The organism is Paenibacillus sp. sgz302164 (assembly GCF_056120505.1).
This window is the reverse complement of record NZ_JBVYOL010000008.1, coordinates 253,374-265,945: the sequence shown is the minus strand read 5'-3', so window position 1 is coordinate 265,945 and position 12,572 is coordinate 253,374. Positions and strand designations below refer to the sequence as shown.

The 12,572-nt window shown below is 52.6% G+C and carries 11 protein-coding genes and 1 pseudogene; 2 read left to right on the top strand and 10 right to left on the bottom strand.

The genetic code is table 11. The annotated features are described in order from the left end of the window. The first annotated feature begins 292 nt into the window (after window positions 1-292). A complete protein-coding gene (locus AC0LWT_RS15695; protein ID WP_474682196.1) occupies window positions 293-745 on the top strand; it encodes a flavodoxin in 453 nt (150 codons plus the stop codon). A gap of 189 nt (window positions 746-934) precedes the next feature. On the opposite strand, the gene AC0LWT_RS15690 is transcribed toward AC0LWT_RS15695, so the two are convergent. Continuing rightward, window positions 935-1,852, bottom strand: a complete 918-nt coding sequence (locus tag AC0LWT_RS15690) for an alpha/beta hydrolase (protein ID WP_474682195.1) — start codon at window positions 1,850-1,852, stop codon at window positions 935-937. A gap of 201 nt (window positions 1,853-2,053) precedes the next feature. On the opposite strand from AC0LWT_RS15690, the pseudogene AC0LWT_RS15685 reads away from it, so the two are divergent. Next, window positions 2,054-3,261 (top strand): annotated as a pseudogene (locus AC0LWT_RS15685) (cytochrome P450). Here the strand turns inward: AC0LWT_RS15685 and AC0LWT_RS15680 are convergent. The 9 genes from AC0LWT_RS15680 to AC0LWT_RS15640 form a co-directional block, all read right to left on the bottom strand. Continuing rightward, window positions 3,258-3,944 carry an MgtC/SapB family protein gene (locus tag AC0LWT_RS15680; protein WP_474682194.1) on the bottom strand — a complete coding sequence of 229 codons (687 nt, stop codon included), beginning with the start codon at window positions 3,942-3,944 and terminating at the stop codon, window positions 3,258-3,260. The pseudogene AC0LWT_RS15685 and the gene AC0LWT_RS15680 sit on opposite strands and share 4 nt — an antisense overlap. A 298-nt stretch (window positions 3,945-4,242) precedes the next feature. Then, on the bottom strand, window positions 4,243-4,698 hold the full coding sequence (locus AC0LWT_RS15675) for a hypothetical protein (RefSeq protein WP_474682193.1): 456 nt from the start codon (window positions 4,696-4,698) through the stop codon (window positions 4,243-4,245). A 117-nt stretch (window positions 4,699-4,815) separates the two neighbouring features. Next, the gene (locus AC0LWT_RS15670) at window positions 4,816-5,511 is read right to left on the bottom strand and encodes a response regulator transcription factor (RefSeq protein WP_474682277.1); all 696 of its coding nucleotides are present in this window, start codon (window positions 5,509-5,511) and stop codon (window positions 4,816-4,818) included. Next, complete coding sequence (locus AC0LWT_RS15665) at window positions 5,502-6,980, bottom strand: sensor histidine kinase (RefSeq protein WP_474682192.1); 1,479 nt, start codon at window positions 6,978-6,980, stop codon at window positions 5,502-5,504. Before AC0LWT_RS15665 ends, AC0LWT_RS15670 begins: the two co-directional genes overlap by 10 nt. A 5-nt stretch (window positions 6,981-6,985) precedes the next feature. Further along, window positions 6,986-7,735: a DUF2705 family protein gene (locus AC0LWT_RS15660; RefSeq protein ID WP_474682191.1), complete on the bottom strand. Its 750-nt coding sequence runs from the start codon at window positions 7,733-7,735 to the stop codon at window positions 6,986-6,988. Beyond that, window positions 7,728-8,465, bottom strand: coding sequence for an ABC transporter ATP-binding protein (locus AC0LWT_RS15655; protein ID WP_474682190.1), 738 nt, complete (start codon window positions 8,463-8,465; stop codon window positions 7,728-7,730). The genes AC0LWT_RS15660 and AC0LWT_RS15655 overlap by 8 nt, the downstream gene beginning before the upstream one ends. Before the next feature lie 74 nt (window positions 8,466-8,539). Beyond that, window positions 8,540-9,460, bottom strand: coding sequence for a hypothetical protein (locus AC0LWT_RS15650; RefSeq protein WP_474682189.1), 921 nt, complete (start codon window positions 9,458-9,460; stop codon window positions 8,540-8,542). Between the two features lie 1,063 nt (window positions 9,461-10,523). Next, on the bottom strand, window positions 10,524-11,537 hold the full coding sequence (locus AC0LWT_RS15645) for an endonuclease/exonuclease/phosphatase family protein (protein WP_474682188.1): 1,014 nt from the start codon (window positions 11,535-11,537) through the stop codon (window positions 10,524-10,526). After that, complete coding sequence (locus AC0LWT_RS15640; protein WP_474682187.1) at window positions 11,518-12,570, bottom strand: NAD-dependent epimerase/dehydratase family protein; 1,053 nt, start codon at window positions 12,568-12,570, stop codon at window positions 11,518-11,520. The genes AC0LWT_RS15645 and AC0LWT_RS15640 overlap by 20 nt, the downstream gene beginning before the upstream one ends. Window positions 12,571-12,572 lie beyond the last annotated feature (2 nt).

Below are 12,572 nucleotides of genomic sequence, written 5' to 3'. Positions count from 1 at the left end.
TTGCCATTATATCCGCCTGCCCCAGGTTGGAAACCGGTTCGTAGTACAGAACGTTTTGTAGTCCGGTATGCGCAACTTGTTGTTCTTGACCACCGGCAGATCAAACGGAGTGAAGCCAACAATTTTTAAGCGCACATATTGACATTGATAATCATTATCAATTAATATGTATTTGATTTGCTTTCCCTGCCGCCGCCTTAGCGGTGGAGGGCTTACCAACAGAGCGATTTTATCGTCTGTACGAACCTAACCATTTTCAAAAAAAAAGATCTAATCCAGTGGAGGGATACCGATGTCCAGTATTATTATCGTTTTTGCCAGTATGACAGGAAATACGGAAGAGATGGCCGATCTCATTGCCGACGGAATCAGGGAAGCGGGAGTCGAGCCTGTTGTCAAAAATGTCATGGACGCCAGCGGCAGCGACTTGACCGAATACGAAGGCATTCTGCTTGGCGCTTATACATGGGGAGACGGCGACCTGCCTGACGAATTCGAAGATTTTTACGAGGAAATGGACGATCTCGATCTGTCGGGGCGCAAATCCGCCGTATTCGGCTCCGCCGATTCTTCATACGCGCAGTTCGGCAAAGCCATCGATACGCTGGAAGAAAAGCTCGCCGAGCTTGGCGCGGAAAAAGTGCTGAACGGCTTCAAAGTCGAGCTGAACCCCTCTGCCGATGAAAAACAGCAGCTCAAAGAATTCGGCAAAAAATTCGCGGCTGCGGTCGCCGTCACCGGCTAGACGACGGAGGCTGCTGCTTCCCCCCGGGGAAGTCATTGCGCCTCCTGTGGTCGACCGACCGCCGTCATGCAGCGCAACACCGCGCGCTGGGAGCTGCGCGTGGTGCGACCTCTGCAATCCGCGCGATTCGCGGTTTGAAGTCGGAAACGGCCGTCCTGCTTGGATTCGGAACGGCCGTTTATCGCCTGGCTATAGAGGCGTTAGCTTCGTTCGTACATATTGACCGATATTAGCGATGGCCTGCTGAGCTTCCGGCAGCATGTATGCTAAAAAATGAAATACGCTCCACATATTTTCCCATACTTCCAGTGTAACTCCGACACCTGCTGTTCTTGCACGGTCCGCAAAGCGTGTGGAATCGCTTAGCAACACCTCATGGTCACCGACTTGGATGAACAGATCAGGCAAGCCTTTCAAATTCATCCTTAACGGCGACAGCAAAGGTATTTCTTTCGTCCGACCGCCTAAAAAAACATCCAGCAACCTCCGATTTACTTCTATGCTCCCCGTAGGATCGAGCTCCGATCGACTCAGATACGATTCGCCGTCCAAATGGACAAGATCGGTATGCGGGGAAATCAGAAAAACGCCTGCCGGAAGTTCCTCTCCGTTATCCCGCAAAGAAATCAAAGTCATAAGCGCAAGACTCCCTCCGACAGAATCCCCGCCGAATACAATATTGCCGGCTGAATATCCGCTCGCAAGCAGCCAGCGAAAAGCACTCAAGCAATCGTCGTTAGCAGCCGGATACGGATGCTCCGGCGCCAGACGATATTCGACGGTGAGCACTTTTACACCGCTGGACTCCGCTATTCTCGCGGACAAATCACGGTAAAACTCGCAGGTGCCTGCAACAAATCCGCCCCCATGGAAGTAAAGGATCGCATGTTTATCGGCTTCAGGAGTAAGATTGGCAGGAACAATCCACTCTCCGCTTAATTGGCCGATAGTTGCCTTTTGGACGATCATGTCGGGGGAGATGCACATATTTGCCGCCGAGTCGGCCATTTCCCGCCGAATTTTGTCAACTGATTTCTCACCGAATCCGCTTGTTCGTTTTAAATATTGTTTAATCGCGGCAAGTCGTTCGACACTCGTTTTTTCCAATTTTATCACCCCTACAGGTTTCTATCGTTATTTTAAAACCTGTAGTAAGATACAAGGTCAACTATTGTTCCATATTGAGCATTTGGAGCATCGCCCGTATCTCAGGAGCAGATTGCATGCGGAAACAGGATTATATTGTTAATTTGCAGGGCATGTTAACTGTAATTGAAATGAATCCGCGAGAGGAGCCTACCCACATCTATGGAAACAAAAAAATCGGTCCTATACGCCAACATCATCCCGATGGCCGAGCTGGATACCGCAGAGAAACGGCTTCACCCGTTCCCTATTTATAACCGACTTCGCCAAACGACACCCGTGCGTTACGATGAAAGCCGTAGCTGCTGGGATGTGTTTCGCTATGAGGACGTACATCGAATTTTAAAAGATCCTTTTCCTCCCGCCGCTCGCTCACCAGAGCAGAGAACGAATCCATATTGACCCTTGATCCTCCGAAACATACGCAGATGAGAGCGTTGGTCAATAAAGCTTTTACTCCGAAGGTGATTTCCGAACTGGAGCCGCACATTGCGTCCATTACGAATGAATTGCTGAACGCCGTTTTGGACAAAGGCAGCATGGATACGGTACACGATCTTGCAGTTCCTCTGCCTGTTATCGTGATTGCCGAGCTTTTGGGCGTTCAGCCGCAGGATCGCAATTTGTTTAAAGAATGGTCCGATATTCTCGTGATGGGAGCCGATACAAATACGAAAGAAGCGCTCAATCAGGTGATGGCGACAAAAAAACGGGCCCTTGACGAGCTGCAAGCTTACTTTAGCCAAATTGTAGAGAAGCGCAGAACCGCGCCCAAGGAAGACCTGATTTCGCTGCTTCTTTCAGCTGAGATCGAAGGACGAAAACTGAACGATATAGAAATACTCGGGTTTTCCATTCTCCTTTTGGCAGCCGGCAACGAAACGACTACGAATCTTATGGCCAATGCGGTTCGCTGTCTAACGGAAGAGCAGACCGTACAGCAGCAGTTGAGAGAGAATCCCGATCTCATTCCCGGTTTTATTGAGGAAGTGCTTCGTTACTATCCGCCTATTCAGGCTATTGGGAGGATTGCCGTTTCCGACACCGAGATTGGCGGCAAGCAAATCAAAGCAGGCGATCAGGTAGTCTCCTGGGTTGCCTCGGCTAACCGTGACGAGAGCAGGTTCGACGATCCCGACAAGTTGATTATAGACAGGAAGCCGAACGCCCATCTCTCCTTCGGATTCGGCATTCATTTTTGCCTGGGTGCGCCTCTGGCCAGGTTGGAAAGCCAGATCGCTTTGCGAACCATGCTGGAACGAATGAAAGATATCCGTTTCGTGCCGGGTTCACAGCTTGCAACCGTTCAAAGCCCGTTTGTCTACGGGGTAAAGCAATTTCCCATCACATTCCAACCGGTGAAAAGCTAGAGTGTCTCCACTTCCACGATCTCGATGAATTCCATTCCTTTCAGTTCCTCGTAAACTTCGGTGGCGTATTTTCTATCGATATATACGATGAAGTTCAGCTCCTGCTGCTCGCGGCTCAGCTCCTTGATGTGCACGCTTTTCATTTTGTAGCCGCTGGCAATGATCGATTTAATGATGTGCGTCAAATTTCCTTTGCTGGAGACAACGAGTCTGACACGCAAATCTTTCAAAAGCAGCGGCTTCGGGCCGACTCTCTTAATGAAAAAAGGAAGCGCGACGACGCTGATCATGATGAGCAGCAGCCCGGCAAAAGCTTCCCCGATAAACCCGGCCCCTACGGCGATACCGAGTCCGCTCGTTCCCCATATCATCGCGGCTGTCGTAAGCCCGACGATTACGTCGTTATGCTTGCGGAGAATCGCGCCCGCTCCGAGGAAGCCGATTCCGCTCACCACTTGGGCCGCGAGCCGCATCGGGTCCATCACATGCAGCCCGGCGACCGCGAATTTGTTGGCGGATTCGATCGAGACGATCGTCAGCAGGCAGCTGCTCATGCAGATGACCAACGTCGTTTTCAGACCGAGAGGTTTATTGCGCACTTCCCGCTCCAAGCCTATGATCAAGCCAAATACGGCTGAAATGACCAATTTTAAAACAATATGATAATCCACGTCCATCAACATACGCACTCTCTCCCTTTATGCGATAACTTAGAAGCTATAAATATATTTACAATATCTTAACAATTCATTTTTGTAAACTATTTTACATTGTTGCAATGTTCATACGTTTTAATCGCAGCTCGTACTTTTTACTCACTTGAGGACTGTCTGAATACGGGATATGCAACAGGAATCTGAAATCCTGATTGGCTCTGTTTGTTCAAGCCTATTTTACATCAATCAACGAACGGAATATGACAAGGATCATACAATACATAGTCAAATGTCTACCTTATGAACGGAGGAGAAATATGGATAGTCAACCTTTAAGAAGCTTTGGCGGGCTTGGCGGTATGCCTTTGGGTGGTATGCCTTTCGGTGGTATGCCTTTTGGTGGTATGCCTTTTGGTGGTATGCCTTTTGGTGGTATGCCTTTTGGTGGTATGCCTTTTGGTGGCATGCCCTTTGGCGGTATGCCTTTCGGAGGTATGCCCTCTGGTAGTATGCCTTTCGGAGGTATGCCCTCTAGTGGCATGCCTTTTGGTGGTATGCCCTCTGGTAGTATGCCTTTCGGAGGTATGCCCTCTGGTAGTATGCCTTTTGGTGGTATGCCCTCTGGTAGTATGCCTTTCGGAGGTATGCCCTCTGGTGGTATGCCTTTCGGGGGCATGCCCTCTGGTAGCATGCCTTTCGGAGGTATGCCTACTAGAGGTGTCCCCTCTGGTGGCATGCCCTCAGGGGAATAGGGGATTATTTCCATTAGCGACCCGGACAACTAACCTTCACCTGATTGCGCTCTATGTTAAAACAAAAGCCGGGGAGCAACTTCCCCGGCTTAGTCACTTCTATGGCAATGCAGAACTCATATCGGCCGGCGCTCATCTCAGAAACTTTATATCCGAAACCGGTATCCCGCTCCCCAGATCGTTTCAATGTACTGCGGGTTCGACGGGTCCTGCTCCATTTTTTCTCTCAGCTTGCGGATGTGGACGGTGACCGTCGCGATATCCCCCATGGAATCCATCCCCCATATGTGATCGAAAAGCTGATCTTTGCTGAACACCCGGTTCGGATTCATCGCCAAATAGGCCAGCAAGTCGAATTCTTTCGTCGTAAAAATGACTTCTTTCTCATTGACGAAAACGCGGCGCGCGGTTTTATCGATCATCAGCCCGCGGATGCGGATTTCGTCGTTTCGGGACTCGCGGCGGCCCATCAGTCGTTCGTACCGGGCCAAATGGGCTTTGACCCGCGCTACAAGCTCCCCCGGGCTGAAGGGTTTGATAATATAATCGTCGGCACCGATGCCGAGACCGCGAATTTTATCGATGTCTTCTTTTTTTGCGGATACCATTAGGATCGGAATGTCTTTTTCGGAGCGGATTTTGCGGCAAATTTCGAAGCCGTCCACTTTCGGCAGCATCAAATCGAGAATGATCAGGTCGTAGTCCGTACTCATCGCGCGCTGCAGCCCCTTGTCGCCGCTGTTCTCGATATCGGCTTCGTAGCCGTTGATCTCCAAATAATCCCGCTCCAATTCGGCGATGCTTTGCTCGTCTTCAATAATCAAGATGCGGCTCACTTCAATTCCCCCTCAGGCTTGCTTAACGGCAAAGCGATATATACCGTCGTTCCCCGGCCGACTGCGCTGGATGCCCATATCAACCCGGCGTGCTCTTCCATAATTTGCTTGGCGATGGCGAGCCCCAGTCCGCTGCCTCCGGTAGACGAATTGCGCGACGGGTCAGCCCGGTAAAACCGGTCAAAAATATGCGGCAGCGCTTCCTCCGGAATGCCTTGACCGTTGTCTTCTATATGAATGACGGCTTGACCGTCAATTTCTTTCACGCCGATCCAAATTCTGCTATCCGCTTCTGCGCTGTACTTGACCGCATTTTCGATGATGTTCAAAAGCACGCGCTTAAGTTTCTCGCGGTCCGCCGTTACATGGCAGGGCTTGTCTGGAAGCTCCATCAGTTCAAAACGGATGCCCTTCTTCTCCATGTCCATTTGCAGCTCCTGCGCGCAGTCCAGCACATATTGGCCCAGATCGACGCGTTCGAACTGAAACGGCACTTTGCCCAAATCGAGTTTGGAAAATAAAAACAATTCATCGATGAGCCGGTCCATATCCGTCGCCTTGTTATAGATCGTTCTGACATACCGGTCCAGCTTATCCGGCGAATTGGTGACGCCGTCCATAATGCCCTCGACGTAGCCTTTGATCGCGGTGACCGGCGTTTTCAAATCGTGCGAAATATTCGAAATCAGCTCTTTGCGGTTCTCCTCGTACTGCAGCTGCAAATCGACGGAGTGCTTCAGCCTGCGCCGCATTTCTTCAAACGCGATGCTGAGCTGGCCGATCTCATCGTCGGAATGAGGGACGACCTCGAAATCGAGGTTGCCTTCTTTAATCTGCACGGCAGCCTGCTTCAGTGACCGCAAAGGACGAATGATGCTCCGCGAGACCAAATAGGTCAATACGCCGTTCGTAAGAACCAATATGCCGATAAAGGCAAAAATGAACGAGTTGGAAAACTGGTGCAAATATTTTTGAAAATTGCTGCCGTCCAGAAAAACGAAAACAGACCCTTTGCTCCGGTCGGAAAAAGTAAAGTCCTGCTGCCGAGTTATCCACAGCGAACCTTGACTTCGATGGAATTTGCCGGTGGAAGTATCGCCATAATCGGGAAGCATCGCCGGGTCTAAGGCATCCGCCTGCTTCAAATAAGGAGAAGCGTAAGCAATTTCATTATTTTTGCGGACGATCAGGCCCATGTTGATTTTGTGCAGCCGGTCTTCCAGTTCTTTGACAAACTGCGGATTCAGAAAAATATCCGGCTGGCCTGCTGATTTTGTTTTAATGTCAGCGAATATTTCGGCCTCCTGATCGACGACGCGCTTGATCGGATTGCCCTGGCTGTAATCCACATCAAATAACGACTTTATATTGCCCAATGTCGCAATGCCGATCAAAATTACGGCTAGCCCGGAGAGTACAAGCGGCACAAGAAGCATGGCTATATAGGAAAGCACCAGCCGTAAGCGGATGGACATGCGAATCAGAGCTCCTTTTTGTCAAAAAAATAATACCCTGCTGTAAAAAACAATATACTACATGCAGCCAAAAACATAAACACGCTCCATATTTTCCCTCCGGCGAGCGATGCGCCGATCCACAGCATATGCCAATCCGTGTAAGCTGTCGGCGAGTATGCAGCGATTTGCGGGATGAAAAACGCAGCCACCTTGAAGGCGAGATACACCAGGATGCTGACCGTCAATACGCCGCTGCTGCTGGTGAAGAACTGCGCCAGGAATACCGCCGCCAGACTGAGCGCGAACAAGGGCGCGAATGCGACCGTATAGGCGATAAACCAATCAAGCAGCGCAGCCGGGCCGCCAAAATGCTGAAAAAACAACGATGCGCCGATCGACGCCAACAGCGCCGCGGCCAAATACAAAGCGATGTAAATGCCCAAGGCGATCTGCTTGGAGGCAAACACTTTGAATCTCGAAATCGGCCGGGTCAGCGTGATTTTCATCGTCCGGTCCCCCATCTCGCCGGAAAACGAATCGGCCGCGCCCATGAATACGAAGAGCGGGAGGAAAATCCCGGTGAACAAACCGAGCATAAGGATCGGAAAATCCTGCGATGCGATTGCGCCGATGCCGATCCCGTTCTGAAAACGGGACAGAAGCAAGCCCGCCGCCACCGGCAGAAGCAAAATGACGGCCAGGAAAAAGACCGTCTTCTTTTTCGAGGCAATTTTGATCGTCTCGTTGTAGATGCCCGCCGTTAAGCTATGCATGAAGGGCCACCTTCCTGACTTCTTTAATTTCGTGCAAATACGACGCTTCCAGCGAATCGTGTTCTTCAAGCAGCTCCTCGACAAGAGCCTCCCGGATCAGCCTGCCCTGGTGAATAATCCCGATGCGGCTGCACATCAGCTCCATTTCATGAATGAGATGGCTGGAGATGAGAAACGTAATGCGCTCCTCGCGCGCCAGCCGCATAATGGTTTCGCGGATCTCCACCATGCCTTCGATATCCAGCCCGTTTGTCGGCTCATCCAGAATCATCAGCTCCGGGCCGGACAGCATTGCAGCCGCAAGACCGAGTCGCTGTTTCATGCCGAGCGAATACCCGCCGACCTTTTCATGCTGAAAAGGCGCCAACCCGACGATTTCCAGCACTTCGTCGACCCGGTTTTTGCCGATCTGCGGATAGAAGCGAGCCGCGAGCTCCAAATTTTTTCTGCCGCTCATATACGAGTAAGCCTCAGCGGTTTCGATGAGCACCCCCACCTTCTCCATCGCCTGCTCATAATGAGTGGAGACATCGTAACCGAACAGCTTGACCTTGCCCCGGTCCGCCCTGCACAGTCCTGCCATGATTTTCATCACGGTCGTTTTGCCGGCCCCGTTGGGACCGAAAAAGCCGTAAATGTCGCCCTGACGGACCGTCATCGTCACCTCGTGGATGCCGCGCGAATTGCTGTATGTTTTTGTGAGACTATCGATCTCGACTATCGGTTTCATGTCATCTGCCTGCCTTTCCGTCCGAGCGGCGGGAAACGCCCCGAATGGACGCTCTCCCCGCTCCCGCTTCATCATTACTGTTCTTGATCGAAATGCCCTTCACCGAGCTTCACGGTTTCCACTTGCTTGCCGGTCAGATCCACTTTATCCGGAGTCGTGGCGTTCAGGTTGGACAGGCTCATACCCACGTTCAGCACGACATCGTGACTCGCTCCCTTGCCGTCTTTGCCGGAAATGCGGATCTGCGCCGTCTGGTTCGTGATGTGATTGTCCGCATCTACCGTCGCGTTGACTTCCACTTCATCCATCTTGATGTCCTGCGTCAGCTGCGGCAAGCTATTTTTCAGACTGGCCACATCGATGCCCAGCGTTTCCGCCGCTTTAGGCATAGGCTTGTTGGCGTTGTCCGCGGTGCTGTGCTTGATCAGCAGCGAGCCTACCGTGTTGACAACCGGAGGAATTTGACTGCCGGACAGCTTGAAGTGAATATCTTTGGCGTTGCCGGCTGCGTCGTTCATCGTTACGTAGTTTTTGAGATTTCCGACGAGCGCATCCACTACGTTCTCCGCCTCTTGGATCATTTCCGGATTGGCTTCGTGCTTCGAATCCGCGAATTTGCCGTGTTTGCCGGCGAAGTTCGAATGGTCCAGCACTTTATACACATCGGATTCTCCGGTTTTTACAATTTGCTTGCCGTCCTGGTTGTATACCTGAATCGTCTGCTCGTCCGCACCGCCTTTCACCGTGATTTGGGCGCTTCCGGCCTGTCCGGCCCGGTCCTGCTTGATCGTGGAGCTGACATTTAACAAAGATTCGCCGTTATCCTGCAGCGTGACTTGAACCTGTCTGGTCACATTCGTTACAGCCGCCGTACTTTTCACGGCCGATTTGAAAGTCTCGTAGCCGGGCGCGTCCCCCACCCCTGCATATACCGAAGTGACCAGCATCATACTCCCTACAGCCACACCTAAACCGATCATCGCCAACTTTTTCATATCTACCTGTTTCCTCCTCCTATATGCTGCCGGCTTCGGCCGGCCCGCTGGGAGTCTGCCCGACGGAATTACTTTTGCATATACACCTTCTACGTGGTTCATCGAACAGACTCCTAGTTCGAAGCGCCTTCGCTTCTATACATCCATCATATCTCCCAAGACTTAACTGCCGATAAAACAGTTCTAAAGCTGCCCTAAAACAATTCTTAATTTTTTCTAAAGTGCCGAAAAAAGGCAGGCAATTCGTATAGGTGTTTGGGCCGGAGCGCCAAGCCCCAGTTCCTGCTTGGGCAGCAGCCGGCGAACGACTAAAAGAGCAGAGTCGCCATGACAAGCATCAACTTCGTGCGTTCCATCGGCCGGAAACCCAAAATAGGCCCCCTTCACAACGAGGGGGCCTCGGGTTTCGCCACGGCCGACCGGCAAACACCGTGCGACGGCAGGGCGCGGGGTGCGGAGCGCGACTGTGGGGCGCGGATGCGCGAACACGGGGCGCGACGGCGGGGCGCGACGGCGGGGCGCGCGAATGCGGGGCGCGGGGCGCAACTGCGGGCGCGGGGCGCGACGGCGGGGCGCAACTGCGGGCGCGGGGCGCGACGGCGGGGCGCGTTCGTAGCTGCATGGCGGGCGGTCATAAGCCGGCTTGCGAGCCAGAACCGAAGAAAACCTGCAAAAGTGCAGTTTTTTCCTGCGGAAATGGTTCATTTTAGCGAAAAGCCTGCGAAAGTGCAGGCTTTTTCGATGAAAATGAACCCGAGCTCCTTTGCGCGGCGAAAAGCCTGCACTTTTGCAGGAATTCTCGTGATCAGCGCATACCGGGCGCAAATTCATGTATTTTTGCAGGTTTTCTTTGCACCGCAAGGCGGATTCTGGCTGTCGGCCATGGCGTGCGGTTTTTTCAATCGCACTGCGCGCAGCTCCCATCGCGCGGTATTGCGCTGCATGCTGGCGGTCGGTCGACCACAGCCTAATAGGCCCCCTTCACAACGAGGGGGCCTACGTTTGCGCCATGCCGGCCCTTTAGCCTGCCGGCACTGCAATCATCCACTGCGCGGCACAGCCGCTATTTGATCTGCAAATTGACCAGCAGCGCTTTGTGGTCCGATAGTTCGGGCTGCGGAGACGTGGTATAAGAGAGGATCTTCACGTTCGGATTGTACAGGAAATGGTCGATCCGCCACAGGTAATGGCCGCCAACTTCCCATGTGGTCGGGAACAGGCTTCCCGAATATTTTGCGGCATCGTTCAGCTCGCTGCGGAGCGCATCTAGGCTGCCCATGAGCAGCGTCGTATTGAAGTCGCCCGTGACGAACAGCGGCTTGTCTCCTACTTCATCGATGAAGGCTTGCGCTTCTTCGAGTCCAATGGTTCGGCTCTGATGGCGTCGCTCGGCATAGTCCCAGAACGCCTTGGTCATAACGCTGTTGCCCAGGTCGACGTGCGGTTCCAGATGCATGCCAACGACATTCAGCTCCTTGCCGCCGACATCCAGCGTCAGCAGCAGCGCCTGCTTGGTGGCAGAGAGCGTATGCCGCTTCACCGGGTACTTGCTGATGACGGCGAACTGATCCTCCGTCACTACCTCATAACCCGGGAAGGCGGCCTCAATCTCGGCCCGCTTGTCGATCAAATACGGCTTCCAATCCGGCGTATTGTACAGATATTCCTCCAAAATATACAGATCCCGCCTGCTCTCCTTCAGGAAGGTGTACATTTGGGAGGGCTCCTCGCCCTGATTCCAGAACTCCGTATTCCAGTCCATCACCTTCACACTGTCCCCATCGCCGCTTGCCGAAGCCCTGGAGAAGTGAAGCGCATCGAAGTTGATGTCCGCCCGCGGAATGACCACAATGAGCAGCAGCAGCGTGCAGATCAGCAGGAATGCCTTGCGTCTTGCCCGAATGAGCAGCAGGGCGCTCAACACCGGCAGGAACAGGACGGAAAAAGGCGGGACGCTGCTGACGACATTCCACCAAGCCGCATGTCCGGCAATGAATTGCAGACAGATGAATACGACCAAAACAAGTACAACTGCAGCGACCTCTCTCCAATTACGCTTAGAAAAAATATTTCGCATATTTGATCGCTCCTTGGTTCCAAAGCGAATTATTCCCAAGCCCCGTCGAACGATCCGTCGTCTTGCGCTGATGCTCCAGATACCAGCGGTAATTGCGGACGAGGGAGTCCTGATTCGAATATTTCGGACGGTAGCCAAGCTGATTGATCGCCTTATCGAGCGAGACATAATGATTGCGGTTCAGCTTCATATATAGACGCTTGTAGAACGGCGACAGCTTCAGCTTCTCCAGCACATACAGCGCCGCGGTCATCGGCAGCGCAGGAAAGCAGATGATCCGCTTGCCGAAACCAGCTTCATCCATAACCGCCTGATAATCCTCGCGGATCGAAGAGAACTCTTTGGCCCCGATATTGAACAGATCGTTGACCTTGTCCACGTCATTGATCATCGCCATGTAGATCGCCTGGCACAGATCCTCAACATCGAGCAGCTGATAGCGGTTCGTCCCTTTGCCCAACATCGGGAAATGCCGGCCTTCGCTCGCCCACTCGTACAGAATGGCGAAGGTGCCCAGCCGATGCAGGCCAAGGAACGAGCGAGGTCGCAGAATCGTGACGCATTTGCCCTGCTCGCGCCATTTCTCGCATAGCCCTTCGGCAATGATTTTCCCCTTATTATACGGGTCATACGGCCGCACCTCATCATTCTCGGTCGTCGGCGCCTTCTCCGGAACGCCATAGACCGAGGTCGACGAAATGTAGACGAAGCGCTGCGCCCTGCCGGTTTGGAACGCCCCGTCCAGAAGTGTGCGAGTGCCGTTGACGATAATGTCGAGAATCTGCTCCTCCGTGAACGTCGGTGAAGCCGATGCGCAGTGAAGGACGATGTCGATATCCTTCATCACCTCTTCCACCTGCTGCCTGTCCCGGATGTCGCAGCGGACGGTCTTGAACTTCATGACATGCTCGGGCGGATGGACCAAATCCATCAGAACCAGCTCATAATCATCCTTGGCATAAGTCTGCAGGTACTCTACCATGTTTTTGCCGAGCACGCCGTTATTGCCGGTAATCAGCACATTTTTCTTCATCG